Source organism: Rhodopseudomonas palustris BisB18 (assembly GCF_000013745.1).
Lineage (GTDB): Bacteria > Pseudomonadota > Alphaproteobacteria > Rhizobiales > Xanthobacteraceae > Rhodopseudomonas_A > Rhodopseudomonas_A palustris_F.
Genome location: NC_007925.1, coordinates 327254 through 352300, shown reverse-complemented (window position 1 = coordinate 352300; position 25047 = coordinate 327254). Strand labels below are relative to the sequence as shown.

The following is a 25047-nucleotide window of genomic DNA, read 5'->3' as shown; positions in this document are numbered from 1 at the left end:
AGGATGCAACGCAGAACTTAAATACCGCCGGCCCGATCGGCCGGCCCCCAAAAGAAAATGGCCCCCGACCGTTCAGACGCGCTCCGCGCTTCCGAGGGTGGGGGCCACGTTCATGACAGCATCACGCCGACTTCTTGGGCTTGTCGTCGTCGACTTCGGTGAATTCGGCGTCGACCACGTCGTCCTTGGCGGCGTCCTTGGCGGCGTCGGCCTCGGCCTGCTGCTTATACATCGCTTCGCCGAGCTTCATCGAAGCCTGCGCCAGCGTGTTGGACTTCGCCTTGATGGCTTCGGCGTCGTCGCCCTTCAGGGCTTCGCGCAGATCGCCCAGCGCGTCCTCGATGGCGCGGCGTTCGCCCTCTTCGACCTTGGCGCCGTGTTCGGCCAACGCCTTCTCGGTGGTGTGAACCAGCGCATCGGCGTGGTTCTTGGCATCCACCGCCTCGCGCCGCTTCTTGTCTTCCGCGGCGTTGATCTCGGCGTCCTTGACCATCTTGTTGATGTCGGCTTCGGACAACCCGCCCGAGGCCTGGATGCGGATCTGCTGTTCCTTGCCGGTGGCCTTGTCCCTGGCCGAGACGTTGACGATGCCGTTGGCGTCGATGTCGAAGGTGACTTCGATCTGCGGCATGCCGCGCGGCGACGGCGGAATCCCCATCAGATCGAACTGGCCCAAGATCTTATTATCGGCGGCCATTTCGCGCTCGCCCTGGAACACCCGGATGGTGACCGCATTCTGGTTGTCTTCGGCGGTCGAGAACACCTGGCTCTTCTTGGTCGGGATCGTGGTGTTGCGCTCGATGATGCGGGTGAACACGCCGCCCAGCGTCTCGATGCCCAGCGACAGCGGGGTGACGTCGAGCAGCAGCACGTCCTTGACGTCGCCCTGCAGCACGCCGGCCTGGATCGCGGCGCCGATGGCGACGACTTCATCCGGGTTGACGCCCTTGTGCGGCTCCTTGCCGAACAGCTGCTTGACGACTTCCTGCACCTTGGGCATCCGGGTCATGCCGCCGACCAGCACCACTTCGCCGATTTCACCGGCGGTGAGGCCGGCGTCCTTCAGCGCCTTGCGGCACGGCTCGATGGTCTTCTGCACCAGATCGTCGACCAGCGCTTCGAACTTGGCGCGGGTCAGCTTCATGGTCAGATGCTTCGGACCGGACTGATCCGCGGTGATGAACGGCAGGTTGATTTCGGTCTGGGTGGTCGACGACAATTCGATCTTGGCCTTTTCGGCGGCTTCCTTCAGCCGCTGCAGCGCCAGCTTGTCGTTGCGCAGGTTGATGCCCTGCTCCTTCTGGAATTCGTCGGCCAGGTAGCTGACCAGCCGCATGTCGAAATCTTCGCCGCCCAAGAACGTGTCGCCGTTGGTCGACTTCACTTCGAACACGCCGTCGCCGATCTCCAGGATCGAAACGTCGAAGGTGCCGCCGCCGAGATCGTACACCGCGATGACGCCGGCCTTCGCTTTGTCGAGGCCGTAGGCCAGCGCGGCCGCGGTCGGCTCGTTGATGATGCGCAGCACTTCAAGGCCGGCGATCTTGCCGGCGTCCTTGGTGGCCTGACGTTGCGCGTCGTTGAAATAAGCGGGGACGGTGATCACCGCCTGATCGACCTTGGCGCCGAGATGGGCTTCCGCGGTCTCCTTCATCTTCTGCAGGATGAAGGCCGAGACCTGCGAGGGCGAATAGGTCTTGGCGTCGGCTTCGACCCAGGCGTCGCCGTTGGAGGCTTTGACGATCTTGTAGGGGACGAGCTTCTTGTCCTTCTCGACCATCGGGTCATCGTAGCGACGACCGACCAGGCGCTTCACCGCGAAGAAGGTGCGCTCGGGATTGGTCACCGCCTGGCGCTTCGCCGGCTGACCGACCAGCCGCTCGCCGTCATCGCTGAACGCGACGATCGAGGGGGTGGTGCGCATGCCCTCGGCATTCTCGATAACTTTCGGCGCCTTGCCATCCATGACGGCGACGCACGAGTTGGTGGTGCCGAGATCGATCCCAATGACCTTTCCCATGGTGCTCATATCCTTCTTTTTGCGGCAGGTTGGCTGGGCCCTGACGGCGCACCAATCCGAACCCCCAAATATTGAATTGCTCGCGATATTGCGGCGGTCAGCCTCATATAGGAGGGGGGGTGAGGGCTGCAAGGACCGGACGCAAGCTTGGCCCAGGAAAACGCCGCGTTTTGGAAGATCGTGTCGCCGGATCGCGGCCGGGCTTCTGTGAGTAGCCGGCGGGCTTTATCCTAAAGTCAGGAGCGCCGCGCGGCCGGCGGGCGGCGACCGGCGCGAGGGCGCCAACTCGCCGCGGGCGAATTCGGTTGATCCTCCGGGTCGGATGGTCAAAATTCGCAACCTGACGCAGCGCACCGGGGCCGCCGTTCCCACCATCGAACGGCCTCAATGCAACCGCAGTAGATTTTTCATGATGCTTATTCAACGCTTGTTTGCCGCCGTCCTGCTCACCGCTGCCGTGGGCGCAGCCGCTCCGGCCGCCGCCGCCGATCCCGTGTATCCGCGCGGGATCCGGGTCGGGATCGTTCCGCTCGACGGCCTGACCGCGTCGCCGAGCTTTGTCGGCTTCGAGTCGGCCGATCACGGCGTCAAGGTGCTGCTCGCCGAATTGCCGCCCGCCGCCTATGGCGAAGTCGAAGCCGCCTTCAAGGCGACCCCGGAGGGCGTCGGCGGCATCAAGCCGGAAAACCTGCAGACCACCGCCGGCAAAGGCTACTACACCATCGAGAAGGCCAAGGACGGCGCCGACAGTGTGCGGCGCTACTCGCTGATCGTGCCGGGCAGCGGCTTTTCCGGCTACGTCGCCGTGCAGGTCGCGGAGGCCAGCGCCAAGAGCCTGTCCGACGACGACATCCGCCGGATGTTCACTTCGGTAACGGTGCGTCCCGAGGTGCCGGTCGACGAGCAATTGGCCTTGATGCCGTTCAAACTCAACGACCTCAGCGCCTTCAAGATGGTGCGGACGCTGGCGCCCGGCGCCGCGCTGCTGCTGGCCGACGCCTCCGACGACGCCGGCATCGAGGCGGCGCCGTTCATGGTCATCGGGCTGATCGGCTCGGCGCCGGAGAAGCCCGACGACCGCGGCCGCTTCGCCCAGCAGGCCGCCGGCATCATCCCCGGATTACGCGACGGCCGGATCACCATGTCGGAGCCGGTGCGAATCGACGGCGCGGCGGGCTTCGAGACAAGGATCGACGCCGTCTCCGGCAAGGCCAATACGCCGGTAACGGTGGTGCAGTGGCTGCGGTTCGGCTCAGGCAATGTGGCGATGCGAATCATCGCCAGCGCGCCGCGCGATCAATGGCCGAAAGCATTTCCCCGCTTCCGCGCGGTGCGCGACGGCATGCAGGCGCGCTGAAACGCGGCCGTCATTCCGGATTGCGAGTTCGAAGAACGAGCACGTCCGGAATTCATATTCCCTGCAGGGGTTATGGATCCCGGGCTCGTTCGCAGCTAAAGCTGCTCACGCCCCGGGATGACGACCCTGATATTTTCGAAGCGGATCAGTCCGACGAGGCGCTGTCGTTAGCGGACGAATTGGCCTTGGCGCCGCCCTTCGACACCGCGACCAGCGCCGGGCGCAGCACGCGATCGCCGAGCGTGAAGCCGGCTTGCACCACCTGCACGACGGTGCCGGCGGCGACCGAAGAATCCGGCACTTCGTACATCGCCTGCTGGAAATTCGGATCGAACTTCTCGCCGATCGGATCGAATTTCTTGACGCCGTTTTTCTCCAGCGCATTGAGCATCGAACGCTCGGTCAATTCGACGCCTTCGATCAGCGCCTTGAGGCCCGGCTCGGCGGTGGCGCGGGCATCGGCCGGAACCGCGTCCAGCGCGCGCTGCAAATTATCCGCAATATCGAGCACGTCACGGGCGAAGCCGGCGATGCCGTAGGTCCGGGCGTCGGCCACTTCGCGCGCCGTGCGCTTGCGCAGATTTTCCATTTCCGCCAGCGTCCGCAACATCTTGTCGCGGGATTCCGCGGCTTCCTTGGCGAGCGCCTCGGTCGATCCCACCTCGGGATCGTCGGGCATGATGTAGGGCTTGGAAACCACCGGTTCGGCGGCTTGCGCCGGCTGCGCCGGAGTGTCCTTCGGTCCGTTGGGATCGGTCATCATGCTGCCTTCTGTAAAGTCGTCTTGGAAGTGGGGGATTGTGCTGCGCGGGATATCGTGGTTTGCGGCGTGAAAATCAAGCGTAACCGCAGCCTCGCGCGCAGCGTTAGCCGCCCAGCATCTGGCTGACCACACGCGCCGCATAGTCGACCATCGGGATCACGCGGGCATAATTCAGCCGCGTCGGCCCGATCACGCCGAGCACGCCGACAATGTGGCCGGCGCCGTCGCTATAGGGCGCGATGATGGTGGAGGAGCCCGACAGCGAGAACAATTTGTTCTCCGAGCCGATGAAGATCCGCACGCCCTCGGCGCTTTCGGCGCGGCCGAGCAGATCGATGACGCCGCGCTTGGTCTCCAGGTCGTCGAATAACAGCCGCACCCGCTCGAGGTCGTCGAGCGCGTGCAGATCCTCCAGCAGATTGGCGTGGCCGCGCACGATCAACTGGCGATCGTCATTGGCGCCGCCGGACCAGCTGGCGATCCCCGCCGAAATGACTTTTTGCGTGAGCTGATCGAGTTCGGCGCGATCCTGGCTCAGCGCGGTTTCCAGCTCCAGCCGCGCCTCCGCCAAGGTGCGGCCGCGGATCCGGGCGTTGAGGAAATTCGAGGCCTCGATCAACGCCGAGGACGGCACGCCTGCGGCGAGCGTCAGCACCCGGTTCTCGACCTGGCCGTCTTCGGACACCAACACCACCAGCGCCCGCTCCGGCTCCAGGCGAACGAATTCGATATGTTTCAGCCGGGCATTGGATTTCGCGGTCAGCACCACCGCGGCGGCACGGGTCAGGCCGGACAGCCGGGTCAAGGCTTCGCCGAGCGCGGCTTCGACCGATTGGGCGCGGCCGACGGAGGCGAGCTGGGCCTGGATCGACTGCCGTTCCGGCTCGGTCAGGTCGCCGACCTGCATCAAGGCGTCGACGAAAAACCGCAGCCCGAGTTCGGTCGGCAGCCGGCCGGCCGAGGTGTGCGGCGCGTAGATCAGCCCGAGCTGCTCCAGATCCGACATCACATTGCGCACCGAGGCCGGCGACAGCGGCACCGTGATCAACCGCGAGATGTTGCGCGAGCCCACCGGCTCGCCGGTCGCAAGGTAGCTTTCGACGATCTGGCGGAAGATCTCCCGCGAGCGCTCGTTGAGCTGGGCCAGGCCGGCATTTGGCGCAATCAGGCCGATCGGATCGTGGTGAGCCAAAGAAGTCCTCCTCGGACCCTCTAATTTGTCGATGCCAGAGGCGAGTTACAAGCGGCATCCGCGGCCAACGCCCTTGCCGCTGCGCCCCGCCGCCCCTAAAAGCACGCAAGCCAGGCCATTTCCCGATTTTGTTGGAGGATTTTCCCATGCGGCCAAGCCGTCGTGCGCCGGATGAACTGCGCGCCGTGTCGCTGGAACGCGGCGTGGTCAAATATGCCGAAGGCTCCTGCATGGTGAAATTCGGCGACACCCACGTGCTGGTCACCGCCACGCTGGAAGATCGGCTGCCGCCATGGCTGAAGGGCCAGGGCCGCGGCTGGGTCACCGCCGAATACGGCATGCTGCCGCGCGCCACGCTGGAACGCACCCGCCGCGAGGCCTCCGCCGGCAAGCAGAACGGCCGCACCGTGGAAATCCAGCGTCTGATCGGCCGCTCGCTGCGCGCCACGGTCGACCTGCAGGCGCTCGGCGAGCGCCAGATCACCGTCGACTGCGACGTCATCCAGGCCGACGGCGGCACCCGCACCGCCTCGATCACCGGCGCTTGGGTCGCCTTGGCCGACTGCATCGGCTGGATGAAAACCCGCAACATGTTCAAGGGCACCGCCCCGGTGCTGCGCGACAACGTGGCGGCGATTTCCTGCGGCATCTACAACGGCACCCCGGTGCTCGACCTGGATTACGCCGAGGATTCCGAAGCCGACACCGACGCCAATTTCGTCATGACCGGCGATGGCCGCATCATCGAGGTGCAGGGCACCGCGGAGAAGACGCCGTTTTCGCAGGACGAGTTCCTGGCGCTGATGGCGCTGGCCAAAAAGGGCGTCGCCCGGCTGGTCGACCTGCAGAAAATGGCGGTGGCGTGAACAATCTCCCGCCACGCCGGCGTCTGGCGTAGATTCGCACCATGCACCGTCGAATCACCGGCCAACTCGTGATCGCGACCCATAATCCCGGCAAGCTCGCCGAGATGCGGGAACTGCTGGCGCCTTATGGCATCGCGGCGGTGTCGGCCGGCGAACTGAAACTGGCCGAACCCGACGAGACCGGCGACAGCTTTCGCGCCAATGCCAGGATCAAGGCGATCGCCGCAGCCAACGCCGCGCAACTGCCGGCTTTTGCGGACGATTCCGGGCTGGTGGTGGAGGCGCTCGACGGCGCGCCGGGAATTTTTTCCGCGCGCTGGGCCGGCGAGGGCAAGGACTTCACCTCGGCGATGACGCGGATCGAGCGGCTGTTGCAGGAGCGCGGCGCCACCACATCGGACCAGCGCAAGGCGCATTTCGTCTCGGCCTTGTGCGTCGCCTGGCCGGACGGCCATCTCGAAGAGGTCGAAGCGAGGGCGGACGGCACGCTGGTCTGGCCGCCGCGCGGCACCGCCGGGTTCGGCTACGACCCGGCGTTCCTGCCCGAGGGCCATGTCCGCACCTTCGGCGAAATGACCAGCGTCGAAAAACACGGGCTGCCGCCGCTCGGCCTCGGGCTGTCGCATCGCGCCCGCGCCTTCGTCAAACTCGCGGAGATCTGCCTTGACCCGCGCTGACCGCGACCCGGCGTTCGGCGTCTATATCCACTGGCCGTTCTGCCTGTCGAAATGCCCGTATTGCGATTTCAACAGCCATGTCCGCCATGTCGCGATCGACCAGGAACGCTACCTGCGCGCCTTCGTCCGCGAGATCGAAACCACCGCGGAGCGCACGCCGGGGCGCGAGGTCACCTCGATCTTCCTCGGCGGCGGCACGCCGTCATTGATGCAGCCCGCAACCGTCGGCGGCATTCTGGAGGCGATCGGTAAGCATTGGAACGTCGCCGCCGACGTCGAAATCTCGATGGAGGCCAATCCGACCAGCGTCGAGGCCACGCGATTCCGCGGCTATCGTGCCGCCGGCGTCAACCGGGTGTCGCTCGGCGTGCAGGCGCTCGACGATCTGTCGCTGAAAACGCTCGGCCGGCTGCACACCGCTCAGGAAGCGATGGAGGCGGTCGCGATCGCGCGGTCGATCTTCGAGCGCTACTCGTTCGACCTGATCTATGCCCGGCCCGGCCAGACCCCGGCGATGTGGCAGGCGGAATTGCAAAAGGCAATCGGAGAGGCCGCCGAACACCTGTCGCTGTATCAACTCACCATCGAAGCCGACACGCCGTTCTTCGGGCTGCACGCCGCCGGCAAATTGCAGACCCCCGACGAGGCGACCGCGCGGGCGCTGTACGACGTGACGCAGGAAGTCTGCGCCGCGCATGGATTGCCGTCCTACGAGATTTCCAACCACGCCCGCGCGGGCGCCGAGTGCCGGCACAATCTGTTGTATTGGCGCGGCCAGGAATATGCCGGGATCGGCCCCGGCGCCCACGGCCGGCTCGACATCAACGGCATCCGTCACGCCATCGCCACCGAGAAGCGGCCGGAAGCCTGGCTGATGCGGGTCGAGGCCTGCGGCCACGGCGTGGTGGTCGACGACCGGCTCAACAGCGAAGAGCGCGCCGACGAATTCCTGCTGATGGGACTGCGGCTCGCCGAGGGCATCGACCCCACGCGCTATCAGGCATTGTCCGGCCGCGCGCTCGATCCGGCGCGGATCGCGGTGCTGCGCGAAGAGGGCGCCATCGTGGTCGATCCAAATGGCCGGCTGCGCGTCACGCTGTCGGGATTTCCGCTGCTCGACGCGGTGGTGGCGGATCTGGCGGCCTGAGCTTTCCATGAGGCATTGTGTCCCGGACGCGAGCAGCGCGCTTGCGCTGCGATGCGAGCCGGGACCGTCTCAAGCGCTGCCGTCGTAACGGCCCCGGCTCTGCAGCGCACCACGCCGCAAGAGCGGCGCGTTGCACTGCGTCCGGGGCACGCTCGAAATACCTCAGGCGCCAAAACTCTTCGGCGAACCGGCCGCCGGCTGGCTGCCGCCGGAGCCGACTCGCATCACCGCGAGGCCGCGCTCGTTGCTGCCGTCGGCGCGGAAACGAAACAGCCCGTCGATGCCGGCAAAGCCCGACGGATTGGTCAGCACCTCGGGCGAGAACCGCTGCGCGCCCTGGGTGCGCGCCAAGGCCGCCACCAGCGCCACCGCGTCGTAGGCCAGCGTCGCTGTGCGCACCGGATCGGCGCCGTATCTGGTGCGGTAGCGCGCGGAGAAGGCGCGGAAGCCCGACGGATCCGGCGCGGCATAGAGCCCGCCCTGCAGCGCGGCGTTGCCGAACACCCGCGGGTTGTCCCACAGCCCGGTGCCGAGCAGTTGCACGCGCTTGAGATCAGCCCCCGCAGCGGTCAACGCGTCGGCCACGCCGACCAGCGCCTCGCCGTCGTCGGCCAAGAACAACGCGTCGGCGCCGCCGAGCGCCGCGGCGACGGTGCGCGCCGGGGTGGCGCGATCGGTGCCGTAGCGTTCGAACGCCACGATGCGGCCGCCCTTGCGGCCGACCGCCTGCTTGAAGGCGGCCTCGACCACATTGCCGTAGGCGTTTTCCGGCAGCAGGGCTGCGAACGACCTTTTGCCGGTGGAGGCGGCGTAATCGACGATCCGCACGACGTCGGATTCCGGCAGAAAGCTCAACAGATAGACGCCGCGGCCGGCGACGCTGGAATCGGTGGAGAACGCGATCACCGAGACCCCGCGGGCCCGCGCCAGCTGCGCGGTGGCCGGCACCGCCAGCGCGAACAACGGCCCCAAGATGATTTCCGCGCCCTCGTCGAGCGCCTGCTGGGTGCCGGCCTGGGCGCCCTGCGGATTGCCGGCGTCGTCCTTGATCAGGAGCTGGATGTTGGGATTCTGGAATTCCGCCAGCGCCAATTCGGCGGCGTTCTTCATCGATTGCGCCGCGACGCCGGCATTGCCGGGCGCCGACAATGGCAGGATCAGCCCGACCTTGACCTGGCCGGTGCCGACCGCGGCCGGCTGTTGCGCCGGGCCAGCGGAACCCGGCTGCGGGGTCGTCGAGGAAAACGGCCCGGTCAGCGATTGCTGCACGCCGGCGCAGGCGGACAAAAGCGGCGCGCCGAGGATCAGCCCCACCGCGTTGCGTCGGGTGTGTCCCGGCCTAGTTGGATCGCGCGGTCCCGCCATAGCATTTCTTCCACTGACCGACTTCGTCGGCCCGGACGAACTCCGGACGCAGGACGGATTCAGCCATATTGTCCGCGAATGGTTAAGTAAAACAAAAGGTTTATGCTGAGGCGTGAGCGAGCGCAATTCCCTGTGGGCTTTTGCCGATTTCCTCTTAGATTGCCGCCATGCACGTAACTCCAGGTTCCTCAGACACCCAGTCCGATCCCACCGCGCCGAAACAGCGCAGCTTCGCCATCGCCGGTCAATTGGTCAGCGCGTCGCGGGCGGTGCCCGGGCTGCATCTGGTCGCCACCCCGATCGGCAATCTCGGCGACATCACGCTGCGCGCGCTGGAAACCCTGGCCGGCGTCGACATCATCGCCTGCGAGGACACCCGAATCACCCGGCGGCTGACCGAGCGCTACAATATCCATGCCTCGCTGAAACAATATCACGAGCACAACGCCGCGCAGGCGCGACCGAAGATCTTGGAGAAGCTGGCGCAGGGCTGTTCGATCGCGCTGGTGTCGGATGCCGGCACGCCGTTGATCTCCGATCCCGGCTTCAAGCTGGTGCGCGAGGTCACTGCCGCCGGCTTCAACGTGTTCGCGCTGCCCGGCCCGTCCTCGGTGCTGACCGCGCTGGCGGTGGCGGCGCTGCCGACCGACCGGTTCTTCTTCGAGGGGTTTCTGCCGTCGAAGCAGATGGCGCGGCGCGCCCGGCTCGCCGAACTGTCACGAATCGATGCCACGCTGGTGCTGTTCGAATCCGGCAACCGGGTCGAGGACACCTTGCAGGACATGGCGCAGGTGATGGGCACGCGCGACGCCGCGATCTGCCGCGAACTGACCAAGCTGCACGAGGAGGTGCGCCGCGCCCCGGTCGCGGAATTGGCCGCGAGCGCCGGCGCGCTGGAGACCCGCGGCGAATTCGTGCTGGTGATCGGCCCGCCCGCGGCCGACGCCCAGCTGATGGCGGCGCAGGATCTCGACGACTTGTTGCGCAGCGCGCTGCAGCAGGGCAGCGTCAAGGACGCGGTGGCGCAGGCGGTCGAAGTGTCGGGCCGGCACCGCCGCGAGATCTATGCGCGGGCGTTGGAATTGGCGAAACAGGGTGCCTCCGACCATGGCGAAGAGTAGCGACGCGCGCTCGCCGGCGCCGCACGCGGCCGCGCCGGAGCGGGTGGCGGCGTTTCGCACCGGCATCTCGGCCGAGGCCCGCGCCGCCGCCTATCTGATCGCCAAGGGCTATCGCATCGTGGCGCGGCGCTTTCGCACGCCCTACGGCGAGATCGACCTGGTGGCGCGGCGGCGCAATCTTCTGGCCTTCGTCGAAGTCAAAGCCCGCGCCAAGCTCGACGACGCCGCCTATGCGGTGACGCCGCGTCAGCAACAACGCATCATCGACGCCGCGCAGGCCTGGCTGATGGCGCATCCCGAACACGCCGACTTTGAGCTGCGCTTCGACGCCGTGCTGATCGCGCCGAAATCTTTGCCTCGGCACCTGCCGGCGGCGTTCGACGCCAGCCCCTAAGGCCCGCGCCTTCATCCCACCTCCACGAAACCGGAATTCTGCCTATGACCTTGAACGTCGCCGTCCAGATGGACCCGATCGCCCGCATCAACATCCGCGGCGACTCCACTTTCGCGCTGCTGCTCGAAGCGCAACAGCGCGGACATACCCTGAGCTACTACACGCCCGACCAATTATCGCTGCGCGGCAACGATCTGGTCGGCTCGGTGCAGTCGCTCAGCGTGCGCGATCAGCCCGGCGATCACTTCACGCTCGGCGAAGCGCAGCGCAAGAACATGCGCGACTTCGACGTGGTGCTGTTGCGGCAGGATCCGCCATTCGACCTCGCCTACATCACCAACACGCATTTCCTCGAGCGCATCCATCCCGACACGCTGGTGGTCAACGATCCGGCGAGCGTGCGCAACGCCCCGGAAAAGCTGTTCGTGATGGACTTCGCCGACCTGATGCCGCCGACGCTGATCTCGCGCAATCTCGCCGAGATCAATTCGTTTCGCGCCGAGCACGGCGCGGTGGTGATGAAGCCGCTGCACGGCCATGGCGGCGCCGCGGTGTTTCGGGTGCTGCCGCAGGACATGAATTTCGGCTCGCTGTTCGACATGTTCTCGGTGACGTTCCGCGAGCCCTGGGTGATCCAGCGCTTCCTCCCCGAGGTGAAGCACGGCGACAAGCGCATCATCCTGGTCGACGGCGAATTCGCCGGCGCGGTCAACCGCGTGCCGGCGGAGGACGATCTGCGTTCCAACATGGTACGCGGCGGCGCTGCACGGGCCACCGACCTGACCGAACGCGAACGCGAAATCTGCGAGCGGCTGGGGCCGCATCTGCGGCAGCGCGGATTGCTGTTCGTCGGCATCGACGTGATCGACGGCCACCTCACCGAGATCAACGTCACATCTCCCACGGGAATCCGCGCCATCGCCAAGCTCGGCGGGCCGGACGTCGCGGCGCGAATCTGGGACGTGATCGAGAAAAAGCGCGGCTGAGCGTTCAGCCGCGCAGGATCCGGCGCGGTCCGCCCGGCGGTCGCGTCACGGCCGCCGTTCGCCCGCCCGTTCCGGGCTTGTGAATCCGGAACGTGCCGCGGCCGGCCTCTTTCGCCGCATAGAGCGCCTTGTCGGCCATGACAAAAAGTTGCGACGCCGTGCAGCCATCGACCAGGGCAACGCCGACGGAGGCACCAAGCTGCAGCTCGTGGCCATGGAAGACGATCGGACGACGCATCTCTTCGATGATGCTGCGGGCGATCTCGGAAATCTCCGCGAACCGCTGGTGAGATCCCAGCAGCACGGCGAATTCATCGCCGCCGAACCGCGCCACCAGCCTGGCGTCGCCGCAGGCCTTGCTGATGCGTTGTCCAGCCTGCTTCAGGCATTCGTCGCCGGCGGCGTGACCGAAGCAATCATTGACCGCCTTGAACTCGTCGAGGTCGACCAACAGCAGCGCACCGAACGGTCGGGCGTCGGCCGCCTCGTCGAGCTGCGCCAGCGTCGATTGAAACCGGCCGCGGTTGGCGAGCCCGGTGACGACGTCGAATTCGGCGAGGTAGCGGGTGCGGTCGGCGAGAATTTTCTCGTCGGTGATGTCCTGCTTGATGCCGAAGATGCGCACCGCAACGCCGTCCTCGGACTCCACCGTCGCGGTGATCCGGATCCAGCGCCGGTTGCCCTTGACGGTGACGATCTCGGTATCAAGGCTGAAGCCGCTGAGCTGTTCGATGGCGCTGCTGCGCAGTCGGTGCAACGCTCGGGCCGATTCTTCTGGATAGCAGTCCAGCAGCTGGCGGCGATTGAGCACCGCGCCGCGCGGCAGGTCGAAAAGATCGTAGACCACATCGGTCCACGACAGCGACTCGTCGGGCAGCGTGCATTCCCAGACGCCGATCCGGGCCGCGGCCGAGGAGCGATCGAAGATTTTCCGGCTATGGGCGAGCGACGCGCTCAGCTCCCGGATCAGCGCTGCCTGCGCGTCGACCTGGGATTGCAGAGCCGCGGTCATTTCGGCAGCGCTCGATGCCGTAGGCTGGAGACGATGAAGGGGCATGATCTTCAACTGCGGACATCTTGGTGTGCCATCTGCACAGGATTTGCATAAGCCTCTTAACGAATTACTGCCGCAACGGCGTCGTATCGCCCGACAAACCAACCGCTTGGCAGCAATGCACCGTCGACTTCTATGTTCTTCGAATGTTCTTGTCGGATTGCGTGTCCTGCGCTAGCTTTGCACGCGAGGAGCAGGGCCATGGTGCAGCGGGTAACCACCGTCGCGTTCGAAGGGATCGAGGCGAGAGCGGTCGACGTGCAGGTGCAGGTCGCGCCCGGGCTGCCGGCGTTCTATCTGGTCGGGCTGCCCGACAAGGCGGTGTCGGAAGCCCGCGAGCGGGTGCGTTCGGCGCTGATCGCGTCGGGCCTGGCGCTGCCGGCGCGGCGCATCACCGTCAACCTGGCGCCGGCCGATCTGCCCAAGGAAGGCAGCCATTACGATCTGCCGATCGCGCTGGGATTGATGGCGGCGATCGGCGCGATTCCCGCCGACGCATTGGCCGGCTTCACCGTGCTCGGCGAATTGGGGCTCGACGGCTCGATCGCCCCGGTGGCGGGCGTGCTGCCGGCGGCGATCGGCGCCAACTCCCGCGACGAGGGCTTGATCTGTCCCGCCGCCTGCGGCTCCGAGGCGGCCTGGGCCAGCCCCGACATCCAGATCATCGCGGCCAACTCGCTGATCCAGATCGCCAATCATTTCAAGGGCACACAACTGCTGAGCCGACCGCAGCCGAAGGTGCACGAAGCGCCCGCCTCGCTGCTCGATTTGCGCGACATCAAGGGCCAGGAAAGCGCCAAGCGCGCGCTGGAGATAGCCGCGGCCGGCGGGCACCACCTTCTGATGATCGGGGCGCCCGGCGCCGGCAAGTCGATGCTGGCGGCGCGGCTGCCGTCGATCCTGCCGCCGTTGTCGCCGTCCGAACTCCTCGAAGTCTCGATGATTGCGTCCGTCGCCGGCGAGATCCGCGACGGCGCCCTGACCGCGCGGCGGCCGTTCCGCGCGCCGCATCATTCCGCCTCGATGGCGGCCCTGACCGGCGGCGGCATCCGCGCCAAGCCCGGCGAAATCTCGCTGGCGCATCAGGGCGTGCTGTTTCTCGACGAATTGCCGGAGTTCGACGCCCGGGTGCTGGATTCGCTGCGCGCGCCGATGGAGAACGGCGAGGTCGCGGTGTCGCGCGCCAACCACCGCGTCACCTATCCGGCGCGGTTCATGCTGGTCGGCGCGATGAACCCGTGCCGCTGCGGCCATGCTTACGATCCCGGCTTCTCCTGCAAGCGCGGCCGGCTCGACCGCTGTACCGCCGACTATCAATCGCGAATTTCCGGTCCGTTGATGGACCGCATCGACCTGCGCATCGAGGTGCCGGCGGTGACCGCCGCCGACCTGATCCTGCCGCCGCCCAGCGAAGGCTCCGCCGAGGTCGCCGCCCGCGTCGCCGCCGCCCGCGACATCCAACGCCAACGCTACGCCGCGGCCGGGCTGCCGCAGGTTCGCACCAATGCCGAGGCGCCGGCCGCGGTGCTGGAAAAGATCGCGCGGCCGGATTCTTCGGGGGCCGCGCTGCTGCGCGACGCCGCCGAATCGATGCGTCTGTCGGCGCGCGGCTATCACCGCGTGCTGCGGGTCGCCCGCACGCTGGCCGACCTCGACGGCGCCGAAACCATCGGCCGGCTGCATCTCGCCGAGGCCTTGTCGTACCGCGCACTGGCGGAAGACCTGCGCCGCGCCGCGTGACCGTTGACGGCACCATCCTGGCATACCCGACGCAAGCCGAACGGCGAGTGTCGCCCCAAGATGCGTGCCCCGGACGCGGTGCGTCGCGCCGCTCTTGCGCGTGATGCGCTGCAGAGCCGGGGCCGTTACGGAACGCGGCACTTCGTAACGGTCCCGGCTCGCGTCGCAGCGCAAGAGCGCTGCTCGGCGTCCGGGACACCAGGCCTGGGCTGGTGAGCGTAGCCGAGAGCTTTCGTTGATGCGCTCTCAAACGCCGGCTCATTCCGAAGCGCCAGCCTTTGGCTAGCGAACCCGGAATGACACCGCGCGCACTCGCACCTTATAGCGCCGCCACCTGTTGCGAGATTCCGGGTTCGCTCGAGCTGTCGCTCTCGCGCCCCGGAATGACGGCGTTGTTTTCGGTTTGGCGGCCTCGGCGCCGATCGGTCGTGTCGCGTTCGCAGGGCGGCGCTGCCGATGCGCGACCAGACGCTCAACTAACAAGACCTCCGGCGGTCTTGGCGCCTGCAGCGCGTTGCAGTTGCAGATCATCACCTGCGTAACCGCCTGGTAACGACTTTCGTTTACGCTTCGCCAACCATAGCTCCATTTTGTCGGGGCCGCCGAGCGAGTGCGTATCATGTTGCGTTTCGGAATTCTCGCCTCCACCATCCCGCTATTGCTGGTCGGCGTGTTCGCCGGCGGCGAATTGAGCCCCGGCCCGCGGCCCTGCATCGCGCTCGGCGATGGCGCCGCGCAACTCGCCCCGACGCCCTGGCAGGCCGGTCTTCATGTCAGCTTCACCGACGACGCCAGCCGCGCCAGCGTGCGGGTGCAGATCGTCGACGCGCCGGAGCAAGCCGATTTCACCGTAGTCGACGACATCGACGCCGCCGAGCCGGCCGGCTGCGAGCGCGGCGAAAGCCCGCGCTTGATCGCGATCACGCCGACGCCGTCCGGCGCCGATCCGGTGATTCACTTGTCGCGCGACCGCGATGCCGACTACCGGATCTTCGTCCGCTCCAGCCGCGTCAGCGAACGCGAGGCCGCGGCGCTGATCGTCGGCGCCAACGCCGCGCCGGCGCATCTGGTCGCCGCGCTGGACGGTGGCTCTTAAGCAGCGGTCAACCGTGTTCCCAGCGGCGATGTTCGACGCCCGGCATTTCAAGCTCTTAGCAACGTTGTCTCGGCATCGTCGGTTCGGACATCGGTCCGGTTCGGGTGAGAGACCGCACCGGAGCACGGCCGCGAGGCATCGAGAGCAGGACGGGTGGACTGGTGAGTGGAACTCTTGATCTGAACCTGGCGCCGGACGGCACTGCGCGGCGAGCCCCATGGCGCAAGCTCGCCGGCCGGGTCGCCATGATCTTCGCTGCGGCATTCGGCGCCGCCTACGGATTGATCGTCGGCAGTCGCGTGGAACTCGCCGGCTATCACCCGCACGCCGTGGCGTTCGCCGGCAGTTTGCTGGTCGGGCTCGGCTGCGTGCTGTTCGCCATCCCGAGCATCAAGCTGCGCGCCGCGCGGCATGAATTGCGACTGCTCGCTTTGCACAATGACGCGCTCGCCGACCGCAACTGGGAACTGCAGGAGGCCGAATACCGCGCCCGCAGCCTGTTCGAATCGCAAAGCGATCTGATCGTGCTGCGCGACGCCGAGGGCCGTATCGGTTTCGTCAACGATGCGTACTGCGAATTGGCCGGGCGCGCGTCGGCAGCGCTGATCGGCAGCCCGGACACGCTCGATGTGCTCGAACAAAGCGAGGTCATCACCGAGCCTAACGGCACCCGAACTTACGACCAGAAAGTCGCGACGGCGCACGGTCCGCGCTGGATCGCCTGGCGCGAGGGAATCGTGCGCAACGACTCCGGCCGGCCCGCGGAAACCCAATGCGTCGGCCGCGACGTCACCGCGCGCGCCGAGACCGAACGCGCGCTGGCCGAGGCGCGCGACATCGCCGACACCGCCAACCGCGCCAAGTCGCGCTTCCTGGCGATGGCGTCGCACGAGATCCGCACCCCGTTGAACGGCATCATCGGCATGAGCGGCTTGCTGCTCGACACCCATCTCACCCCCGAACAGGCCACCTACGCCCGGGCGGTGAAGACCTCCGGCGATGCTTTGGCTTCGCTGATCGAGGAGCTGTTGGATTACTCCAAGATCGAAGCCGGCAAGATCGACCTGGAGAACCGGCCGTTTGCGCTGTCGGCGCTGATCGAGGACATCACCGAATTGCTGGCGCCGCGGGCGCAAGCGCGGCACCTCGAAATCGCCGCCGACGTCGACGAGCGGCTGCCGGCCGAAGTGATCGGCGACGCGGCGCGGCTGCGCCAGGTGCTGCTCAATCTCGCCGGCAACGCCATCAAATTCACCGCCACCGGCGGCGTCGCGCTGATCGTCGAGCCCGGCGCCATGCCCGGCGAGATCCGCTTCATGGTGCGCGACACCGGCATCGGCATCGCGCCGGAGGCCCAGGCGCGGATCTTCCGGGAATTCGAACAGGCCGACGAACTCATCGCTCGCAACTATGGCGGCACCGGGCTCGGGCTCAGCATCAGCGACCGCATCGTCAAACGGATGGGCGGGCAGATCACCTTGCACAGCGCGCAAGGCACCGGCTCGACCTTCGAATTCGTCGTCCCGCTCGCCGCCGCTGCGACCGCAGCCGGCGGCGCGACCGCCAGCGTCACCGCGCCGGATCTGTCCGGCCAGGCGATCATGCTGGTGGCGCCGCAAACCATCGCCGCCTCGCTGATCGCGCGGCGGCTGCAGCGCTGGGGCGCACAGACCTGCGTACTGGCCGATCGCGAGGTCGCGCAAGCCTTGCTGCCGGAGCGCGCCTGGCAGGCGATCCTGATCGATCGGGCGATCGGCACCGACGACGTTGCATCGCTGGCGGAAGCCGCACGGCCGCACGCCGCGCAACGCATCGTGATGCTGACGCCGGCGGAACGCCATGAACTGCGCGACACCGCGGCATCCGGACTCACCGGCTATCTGGTGAAGCCGCTGCGCGCCGCCTCCTTGGCGGCGCGGCTGGGCTTGCCGGACGTTGTTTCGCCGGGCATCGCCGACGACGATCTCGCCGAACCGGCCCAAGATCCTGCAACCGATGCGGCAACCCGCCCGGTCAAGCCGGCGCCGCAAGGGCTGTCGATTTTGGTGGCGGAAGACAACGAGATCAACGCGCTGTTGATGCGCTCGCTGTTGAGCAAGCTCGGCCACCGCGCCGTGATCACCAGCGACGGCGAACAGGCGCTGGAATCCTGGCTCGCCGCGGACTCCGCCGGCGCTGCCTATGACTTGGTGCTGATGGACATCCAGATGCCGCATCTCGACGGCATCGAAACCACCAAGCGGATCCGCGCCCACGAGGCCGGCCACCGCGCCCGGCGCACCCCGATCCTGGCGCTCACCGCCAATACGCTGGTGGAAGACCGTTATGCCTGTTTCGAGGCCGGCATGGACGGGTTCCTGGTCAAGCCGCTGGATCGCGACAAACTCACCGAAGCGTTGGCCAGTATGCAGGCCTCGCGGTATCTGGCGGCCTGACGCGAACGATCAGTTGGGCGGATGGCTGCGGTTTGTCGCGCTGTCACACGCCGGCAATCGGCGCGTCACATCCTTGTTGAATGCCCGTGTTTGGTAATCGTCGAAGACCGCACACGATTCGTGGACATGCGGTCGCGAGGATACGATGCACGGCGACGATCTGGCCCGCTCGACCCAACGTTTCATCAAGCTTTTGCGGCCGGAAAATGCCGGCGCGATGGCCGCCACCGCGATCACCTGGCTGAAGACGCCGCCCTATCTGCCGCAGCCGCGCAAGGCGTTGCGGCCGTTTCCGGCGGCGCCCGCCAGCCTCGGACGGATGGGTGCGCTCGAGGTCAAGCTCGCCACCGAAAAACGCGACGTCCGTCACGCGCAGAAACTGCGCTACCGGGTGTTCTACAAGAACGGCACCGCGGTGGCCGACGCCGCCACGCTATTGGCGCGCCGCGACAAGGACGGCTTCGACAGGATCTGCGATCATCTGTTGGTGGTCGATCACGCCGCCAAGCCGACGCTGAGCGGCAAGCAGCCGGTGGTCGGCACCTATCGGCTGTTGCGGCAGGAATTGGCCGACCGCCACGGCGGCTTCTACACCGAGAACGAGTTCGATCTGTCCGGCATGATCGAGCGCCACCCCGGCCTGCGCTTTCTCGAGCTCGGCCGCTCCTGCGTGCTGCCGCGCTACCGCAACAAGCGCACCGTCGAACTGCTGTGGCAGGGCATCTGGAACTACGTCCGCCAATACGACGTCGACGTGATGATCGGCTGCGCCAGTTTCGAGGGCACCGATCCGGACCGGCTGGCGCTGCCGCTGTCGTTCCTGCATCACCACGCCTCAGCGCCGGAGGAATGGCGGGCCCGCGCCCATCCGTCGCGCCGCATCGAGATGAACCGGATGGCGAAGGACGCCATCGACCCGAAGGCGGCGTTGCGCGAACTGCCGCCGCTGATCAAGGGCTACCTGCGGGTCGGCGCCATGGTCGGCGACGGCGCGGTGATCGACTATCAGTTCGGCACCACCGACGTGCTGATCGTGATGCCGGTGGCGGCGATCAAGGGCCGCTACATCGAGCATTTCGGCGGCAGCGACGCCCCGCGTCGCGCGGCGTAACCCTTTGCTCGCTTGAGTAACGGCCGTGCGGCCTTGGTCGCACGCCGGTGACCGTCGACACGACTGACTATCAACCCAACGGCCGTCATCCTGAGGAGCCCGGCGTAGCGCAGCGAAGCCGGGCGTCTCGAAGGATGGGCTGCAAGCGCTGCGGAGCCGCACCGACTCGCGGCCGCATCCTTCGAGGCTCGCGCGAGACGCGCGAGCGCCCCAGGATGACGGCGTTATTCTGGTGGAGAGCGCGCCGCGCCACGCGGCGTGACCATGTTGCTCGCTCGCGCAACGGCCGTGCGGCTTTGCTCCGCACGCCGGTGACGATCGACACGACTGACTATCAACCCAACGGCCGTCATCCTGAGGAGCCCGGCGTAGCGCAGCGACGCCGGGCGTCTCGAAGGATGGGCTGCAAGGACTGGTGGCCGCATCCTTCGAGGCTCGCGCGAGCGCCTCAGGATGACGGCGTTGTTCTGGCGGAGAGCGCCCGCGCCACGCGCGCGTGACCCTTTACTCGCTCGCGCAACGGACGCGCGGCTTTGCTCCGCACGCCGGTGACCATCGACACGACTGACTATCAACCCAACGGCCGTCATCCTGAGGAGCCCGGCGTAGCGCAGCGAAGCCGGGCGTCTCGAAGGATGGGCTGCAAGGACTGGTGGCCGCATCCTTCGAGGCTCGCGCGAGACGCGCGAGCGCCTCAGGATGACGGCGTTGTTCTGGCGGAGAGCGCGCCGAGTCTGCGCGGTGCAACTATGGTATCGTCACAGCGCGGCTGCTGTGAGAATTACAGCCGCCGCAGCGCCACGGTTTCGACGACGTGATCGGTGCCCTTTTTCATGATCAGCGTGGCGCGCGGCCGGGTCGGCAGGATGTTGTCCTCGAGATTGGCGAGGTTGGTGCGCTCCCAGATCGCCAGCGCGGTCGCGGTGGCCTCTTCGTCGGACAACGGCGCGTAGCGATGGAAATACGACCGTGGATCGTGGAACGCGGTGTCGCGCAGCGCCAGAAACCGCTGCACGTACCACTCGCGCAGCACCGGCTCGTCGGCGTCGATATAGACCGAGAAGTCGAAGAAGTCGGACACCACCGGCACCGCCTTGCCGTCGCGCGGCAGCCGGCCGGTCTGCAGCACGTTGACGCCCTCGACGATCAGGATGTCGGGACGATCCACCGTGACATACTCGTTCGGTACGATGTCGTAGGTGAGATGCGAATAGATCGGCGCCCGCACCCGGCGCCGCCCGGCCTTGATGTCGCTGAGGAACGCCAGCAGCCGGGGCAGGTCGTAGCTCTCCGGAAAGCCCTTTTTCTGCATCATTCCCTGCCGCTCCAGCATCGCGTTGGAATACAAGAAGCCGTCGGTGGTGATCAGGTCGACCTTGGGCCGCGGCGACCAGCGCGCCAAGAGCGCCTGCAGCACCCGCGCGGTGGTGGATTTGCCGACCGCCACCGAGCCGGCGACGCCGATGATGTAGGGCATCTTGCGGTCGACGATGCCGAGAAACCGCCGCTGCGCGAAGTACAACTGCTGCGTCGCCGCGACGTAGATCGACAACAGCCGCGACAGCGGCAGGTAGATCTCCTCGACCTCCTTGAGGTCGAGCCGGTCGTACATCGAGCGCAGCGCCGCGATCTCGGTGGCGTTGAGCGTCATCGGGGTGTCGTCGCGCAGCTTGGCCCACTGCGCCCGGGTGAACACCCGGTATGGATTGTAGATCTGGTCTGCCCGCGCATCCATCCAGTCGTTCCTCGTGGTCTGGCGCGTCATTGGCGCGCAAGTCTTGTTATTGAGCGTCTCATGGCATTAAGCGTGCCGGCAGCCGTGGTTGCCGGGGAAGCTATAAATTAGTCGCGCTTGCGCGAGGCCTTTTCGGCCAGCCCCGACATCGTGGTGCGCTGCGCCAGCGCCGCCTCGACCTCTTCGAGACGGACGTCGCGGGATTTCAGCAGCACCAAAAGGTGAAACAGCACGTCGGCGCTTTCCGCGATCAGATGCGCGCGGTCGTTCTCGACCGCGGCGATCACCGTCTCCACCGCTTCCTCGCCGAACTTCTTGGCGCAATGCTCCGGCCCCTTGTCGAGCAGCTTGCGGGTGTAGGAGCCTTCGCCGCCGGACGCCGCGCGGGCGTCGACGGTGGCGGCCAGATCGTGGATCGTGAAACGGGCCATCGCGGCCTCCAGCTTTCTGTTGTGCGGCAGCGCGCCGACGCTCCCAAGCAGCCCGATCGCTACGGATCGAGCCGCATCGGCAGTCCGGCGCGCACCATGTGGTCCTTGGCCTGGCGAATGGTGAACTCGCCGAAATGAAAGATCGACGCCGCCAGCACCGCGGTGGCGTGGCCATTGCGGATGCCGTCGACCAGATGATCGAGAGTGCCGACGCCGCCCGAGGCGATCACCGGCACGTGCACGCTGTCGGCGATCGCGCTGGTCAGCGGGATGTCGAAGCCTTGCCGGGTGCCGTCGCGGTCCATCGAGGTCAAAAGGATTTCGCCGGCGCCGAGCGAGACCACTTCCTGGGCGTATTCGATGGCGTCGATGCCGGTGGAATTGCGCCCGCCATGGGTGAAGATCTCCCAACGTTCGCCGCCGCCGCCGCGCTTCACCCGCTTGGCGTCGATCGCCACCACGATGCACTGGTCGCCGAATTTTTCCGCGGCTTCCTTGACGAATTCGCGGCGCGACACCGCGGCGGAATTGATCGAGACCTTGTCGGCGCCGGAGCGCAGCAAGACCTTGATGTCGTCCACGGTGCGCACGCCGCCGCCGACGGTGAGCGGCATGAAGCAGGCCTCGGCGGTGCGCCGCACCACATCGAGCATGATGCCGCGGTTCTCGTGGGTCGCGGTGATGTCGAGGAAACACAGTTCGTCGGCGCCGGCGGCGTCATAGGCGATCGCCGCCTCCACCGGATCGCCGGCGTCGCGCAGGTCGACGAAGTTGATGCCCTTGACGACTCGGCCGTCCTTGACGTCGAGGCAGGGGATGACGCGAACTTTGAACATCTATTCGGCTGCCGAGGCGAGAGACTTGTTCTTGATGAAGTCCCAGTAAACGCCCGGCATCCGTCCTTCGAATTTGCTGGAGGCGATATCGGAAATAAAGAACACCCGCGAGCCAGCAACCGCAATGAACCGGTTCGATAACTCGGAGACGGACAGACCGCTGCGCACGAAGCAAACGTGAGCTTCAAGTTCAATCATCTCGGCATTGTCATCGAGACCGTCCACGAATGCGCGCAGATCGAGATCGTCTCCATTGCCGTCATCAAATACCAGAAGGCGGGTTTCCATCTTTTCCTCCGTGATCGTGCTCGATGCTGCCGATCTCTTTTGTCGAGGTGACAATGACGGGCTTACGACCCTTCCTGTACCGAAACTTCAACTCCTGGAGCCGCACTCTGTACTCCTCGGATTGAAGCCGGTCAGGATCGCGAAACAATAGTATGAAATAGGCGACGATTGCTGGAAAACAAAACGCCGCCGCCAATGCGATCGAGACCAGCCGGGAAGCCCCATCTGTGAGGACGGCCGCGAGAAGAAACATCGGCGCCGCAAAACCGGCCAGCCACAGCATAGGATTGACCGCCGTCCGAACCACGCGGATGGTATCGACCCGCGATAGCCCGGCCCGGACGATCTGATCGAGCTTGAACATCGCGCGCCCTATGCCGCCGCGGCGCGGCGCATCAATGCCAGGGCCTCGGTGGGATCGAGCCTTCCGTCATACAGCGCGCGGCCGACGATGGCGCCGGCCAATTTGGCGGCGCGCGGCAGGATCAGCGCCTTGACGTCGTCGATCGAGCCGAAACCGCCCGAAGCGATCACCGGGGTCGAAATCGTCGCAGCCAACTCGATCGTGGCGTCGAGGTTGAGGCCTTTCAACAGCCCGTCGCGGGCGATGTCGGTGAAGATGATCGCCGCGACGCCGGCGTCCTCGAAGCGCTGCGCGATCTCCAGCGCAGTGACTTCCGAGCTTTCTGCCCAGCCCTGCACCGCAACCTTGCCGTCGCGGGCATCGAGCCCGACCGCGACGCGGCCAGGGAATTTTTTCGCGGCGTCCTTGACCAGCGCCGGATCGCGCACCGCCGCGGTGCCGATGATGACGCGGCTGACGCCCTTGCCGAGCCAGGCTTCGATGGTGGCGAGATCGCGGATGCCGCCGCCGAGTTGCACCGGCATTTTCACCACCTGCAGCATCGATTCCACCGCCTGCGCGTTCATCGGCTTGCCGGCAAACGCGCCGTCGAGATCGACCACGTGCAGATACTCGAACCCCTGCGCCGCGAAGCTCTTGGCTTGGGCTGCGGGATCGAGGTTGAACACCGTGGCGCGGTCCATGTCGCCCTGCTCGAGGCGGACGCATTGGCCGTTTTTCAGGTCGATGGCGGGAAACAGAATCATCGTTGGGCCTTACTCCCTCCCCCCTTGCGGGGGAGGGTCGGGGAGGGGGGTAAGCAACAGGCGCCGGCCTCGCGGACCCCCACCCCCGACCCCTCCCCGCAAGGGGGAGGGGAGGTGCGCGGCACCGCGCGCCCGATGTCGAGAGGGATCCTCACGGCTTCCACTTCAAGAAATTCGAGATCAGCGCCAGCCCGAAGCGCTGGCTCTTCTCGGGGTGAAACTGGGTGCCGAACATGGTGTCGCGGCCGACGATCGCGGTGACCGGCCCGCCATATTCGGCGCGCGCCAGCACGTCGGATTCGTTGACGGCGGCGAGGTGGAAGGAATGCACGAAATAGGCGTGGCGGCCGTTCGGGCCGAGCGGCAACCGCTCCAGCACCGGATGCTCGCGCAGCATCTCCAGCGTATTCCAGCCCATATGCGGGATCTTCAAATTCTCCTCGCGCGGCGTGATCTTGACCACGTCGCCGGGGATCCAGCCGAGCCCGTCCGAGGTGACGTGCTCCTTGCCGTGGGTCGCCATCAGCTGCATGCCGACGCAGATGCCGAAGAACGGCCGCGCCTTGTCGCGCACCGCTTCGGTCATCGCCTGCACCATACCGTCGACCGCGTCGAGCCCGCGGCGGCAATCGGCGAACGCGCCGACGCCGGGCAGCACCACGCGGTCGGCGCGGTACACCACTTCCGGATCGCTGGTCACCACGATCTTGTCCGGCACGTCCATGCCGCGCGCGGCGCGCTCGAACGCCTTGGCGGCGGAGTGCAGATTGCCGGAGCCGTAATCGATGATGGCGACGCTCATCGCGACGATCCCGGACGCGGAAACAGCCCGAAGATGTCCTGCTGCGCCGAACTCGGCGACCCCGAACGGGTCGGCGGCGGCGCGCCGCGCTCCACCGGCGGCCGATAGTCGTCGCTCGGCCGCGCCGCGCTCCAGCGATCGAAGAACCTCCGCTCGGCGGCGTCCGCGTCGTCGGCCACCACCAGGTCGAGCTGCCGCCAGCCGCGCCGCGACAGCGTCCAGCGCCGGAGGCTCGCGGCTTCCAGCCCCATCAACAGCGCGATCAACAGCAGCACGGCGAAGCGGCTGCCGGCACCGGCATGCGCCGCGGCCATGATCAGCGTGGCGACCACATTCAGCGCGACATAGCCGGCCAGCGCCAGCCACAGTCGGTGATAGAGCAGCCAGAACGGCCCGGCGAGGAAGGCCCAGACATGAAAGCCGTCGCGCACGAACACGAAGCGCTCGGCCGAGCTTGGCCGGTTCGAAGTATGTGCGACCGGCGCATGGACTGTGTAAACCGACATCGCGGTTCTCCAACC

24 protein-coding genes are annotated in these 25047 nt (G+C 66.7%); 11 read left to right on the top strand and 13 right to left on the bottom strand.

From position 1 onward, the window contains the following. Positions 1–121: 121 nt before the first annotated feature. A complete protein-coding gene (gene dnaK / locus RPC_RS01660) occupies positions 122–2020 on the bottom strand; it encodes a molecular chaperone DnaK (protein ID WP_011470812.1) in 1899 nt (632 codons plus the stop codon). 409 nt (positions 2021–2429) lie between these two features. On the opposite strand from dnaK, the gene RPC_RS01655 reads away from it, so the two are divergent. Further along, positions 2430–3377 (top strand): hypothetical protein, encoded by a 948-nt coding sequence (locus RPC_RS01655; protein ID WP_011470811.1) that lies wholly within the window; start codon positions 2430–2432, stop codon positions 3375–3377. A 145-nt stretch (positions 3378–3522) separates the two neighbouring features. Here the strand turns inward: RPC_RS01655 and grpE are convergent, their stop codons facing one another. Both grpE and hrcA read right to left on the bottom strand, forming a co-directional pair. Then, positions 3523–4137, bottom strand: coding sequence for a nucleotide exchange factor GrpE (gene grpE, locus RPC_RS01650; RefSeq protein WP_041802304.1), 615 nt, complete (start codon positions 4135–4137; stop codon positions 3523–3525). 106 nt (positions 4138–4243) lie between these two features. Beyond that, the gene (gene hrcA / locus RPC_RS01645) at positions 4244–5332 is read right to left on the bottom strand and encodes a heat-inducible transcriptional repressor HrcA (protein WP_011470809.1); all 1089 of its coding nucleotides are present in this window, start codon (positions 5330–5332) and stop codon (positions 4244–4246) included. Between the two features lie 146 nt (positions 5333–5478). On the opposite strand from hrcA, the gene rph reads away from it, so the two are divergent. Genes rph through hemW form a run of 3 tightly spaced genes read left to right on the top strand, consistent with a single transcriptional unit; the run spans position 5479 to position 8022 of the window. Beyond that, positions 5479–6198: a ribonuclease PH gene (gene rph / locus RPC_RS01640; protein ID WP_011470808.1), complete on the top strand. Its 720-nt coding sequence runs from the start codon at positions 5479–5481 to the stop codon at positions 6196–6198. A gap of 41 nt (positions 6199–6239) precedes the next feature. Further along, complete coding sequence (rdgB, locus tag RPC_RS01635; RefSeq protein ID WP_011470807.1) at positions 6240–6875, top strand: RdgB/HAM1 family non-canonical purine NTP pyrophosphatase; 636 nt, start codon at positions 6240–6242, stop codon at positions 6873–6875. Beyond that, complete coding sequence (hemW, locus tag RPC_RS01630; protein WP_011470806.1) at positions 6862–8022, top strand: radical SAM family heme chaperone HemW; 1161 nt, start codon at positions 6862–6864, stop codon at positions 8020–8022. Before rdgB ends, hemW begins: the two co-directional genes overlap by 14 nt. A 162-nt stretch (positions 8023–8184) precedes the next feature. Here the strand turns inward: hemW and RPC_RS01625 are convergent, their stop codons facing one another. Beyond that, entirely contained in the window at positions 8185–9387 is a 1203-nt protein-coding gene (locus tag RPC_RS01625) for a penicillin-binding protein activator (protein WP_011470805.1), read from the bottom strand. 167 nt (positions 9388–9554) lie between these two features. Between RPC_RS01625 and rsmI the strand changes: the two genes are divergently transcribed. Genes rsmI through gshB form a run of 3 tightly spaced genes read left to right on the top strand, consistent with a single transcriptional unit; the run spans position 9555 to position 11888 of the window. Beyond that, positions 9555–10508: a 16S rRNA (cytidine(1402)-2'-O)-methyltransferase gene (gene rsmI / locus RPC_RS01620; RefSeq protein WP_011470804.1), complete on the top strand. Its 954-nt coding sequence runs from the start codon at positions 9555–9557 to the stop codon at positions 10506–10508. Then, entirely contained in the window at positions 10495–10902 is a 408-nt protein-coding gene (locus RPC_RS01615) for a YraN family protein (protein ID WP_011470803.1), read from the top strand. The genes rsmI and RPC_RS01615 overlap by 14 nt, the downstream gene beginning before the upstream one ends. Positions 10903–10946: 44 nt before the next feature. Next, the gene (gene gshB / locus RPC_RS01610) at positions 10947–11888 is read left to right on the top strand and encodes a glutathione synthase (RefSeq protein WP_011470802.1); all 942 of its coding nucleotides are present in this window, start codon (positions 10947–10949) and stop codon (positions 11886–11888) included. 4 nt (positions 11889–11892) lie between these two features. Here gshB and RPC_RS01605 read toward each other — a convergent pair whose 3' ends face one another. Then, positions 11893–12900 carry a diguanylate cyclase domain-containing protein gene (locus tag RPC_RS01605; protein ID WP_415914786.1) on the bottom strand — a complete coding sequence of 336 codons (1008 nt, stop codon included), beginning with the start codon at positions 12898–12900 and terminating at the stop codon, positions 11893–11895. Positions 12901–13143: 243 nt separating this feature from the next. Here RPC_RS01605 and RPC_RS01600 point away from each other — a divergent pair, with 243 nt between their 5' ends. The 4 genes from RPC_RS01600 (at position 13144) to RPC_RS01585 (ending at position 19324) form a co-directional block, all read left to right on the top strand. Further along, positions 13144–14682 (top strand): YifB family Mg chelatase-like AAA ATPase, encoded by a 1539-nt coding sequence (locus RPC_RS01600; RefSeq protein ID WP_011470800.1) that lies wholly within the window; start codon positions 13144–13146, stop codon positions 14680–14682. A gap of 619 nt (positions 14683–15301) precedes the next feature. After that, positions 15302–15778, top strand: coding sequence for a hypothetical protein (locus tag RPC_RS01595; RefSeq protein WP_041801261.1), 477 nt, complete (start codon positions 15302–15304; stop codon positions 15776–15778). A gap of 161 nt (positions 15779–15939) precedes the next feature. Beyond that, on the top strand, positions 15940–18213 hold the full coding sequence (locus RPC_RS01590) for a response regulator (RefSeq protein WP_011470798.1): 2274 nt from the start codon (positions 15940–15942) through the stop codon (positions 18211–18213). A 145-nt stretch (positions 18214–18358) separates the two neighbouring features. Further along, positions 18359–19324: a GNAT family N-acetyltransferase gene (locus RPC_RS01585; protein ID WP_011470797.1), complete on the top strand. Its 966-nt coding sequence runs from the start codon at positions 18359–18361 to the stop codon at positions 19322–19324. Between the two features lie 781 nt (positions 19325–20105). Here RPC_RS01585 and coaA read toward each other — a convergent pair. The 8 genes from coaA to RPC_RS01545 all read right to left on the bottom strand — a co-directional run bounded on the left by coaA (position 20106) and on the right by RPC_RS01545 (position 25032). Then, entirely contained in the window at positions 20106–21059 is a 954-nt protein-coding gene (gene coaA, locus RPC_RS01580; RefSeq protein ID WP_011470795.1) for a type I pantothenate kinase, read from the bottom strand. A gap of 107 nt (positions 21060–21166) precedes the next feature. Beyond that, positions 21167–21490, bottom strand: a complete 324-nt coding sequence (locus RPC_RS01575; protein ID WP_011470794.1) for a phosphoribosyl-ATP diphosphatase — start codon at positions 21488–21490, stop codon at positions 21167–21169. 59 nt (positions 21491–21549) lie between these two features. Beyond that, positions 21550–22326 carry an imidazole glycerol phosphate synthase subunit HisF gene (hisF, locus tag RPC_RS01570; protein WP_011470793.1) on the bottom strand — a complete coding sequence of 259 codons (777 nt, stop codon included), beginning with the start codon at positions 22324–22326 and terminating at the stop codon, positions 21550–21552. Next, positions 22327–22614 (bottom strand): hypothetical protein, encoded by a 288-nt coding sequence (locus tag RPC_RS01565; RefSeq protein WP_011470792.1) that lies wholly within the window; start codon positions 22612–22614, stop codon positions 22327–22329. It lies immediately after the preceding gene. Continuing rightward, a complete protein-coding gene (locus RPC_RS01560) occupies positions 22589–22978 on the bottom strand; it encodes a hypothetical protein (protein ID WP_011470791.1) in 390 nt (129 codons plus the stop codon). Before RPC_RS01560 ends, RPC_RS01565 begins: the two co-directional genes overlap by 26 nt. Before the next feature lie 8 nt (positions 22979–22986). Continuing rightward, entirely contained in the window at positions 22987–23724 is a 738-nt protein-coding gene (gene hisA, locus RPC_RS01555) for a 1-(5-phosphoribosyl)-5-[(5-phosphoribosylamino)methylideneamino]imidazole-4-carboxamide isomerase (protein WP_011470790.1), read from the bottom strand. Between the two features lie 151 nt (positions 23725–23875). Beyond that, a complete protein-coding gene (hisH, locus tag RPC_RS01550; RefSeq protein WP_011470789.1) occupies positions 23876–24526 on the bottom strand; it encodes an imidazole glycerol phosphate synthase subunit HisH in 651 nt (216 codons plus the stop codon). Continuing rightward, on the bottom strand, positions 24523–25032 hold the full coding sequence (locus RPC_RS01545) for a DUF2628 domain-containing protein (RefSeq protein WP_011470788.1): 510 nt from the start codon (positions 25030–25032) through the stop codon (positions 24523–24525). Before RPC_RS01545 ends, hisH begins: the two co-directional genes overlap by 4 nt. Between the last annotated feature and the right edge of the window lie 15 nt (positions 25033–25047).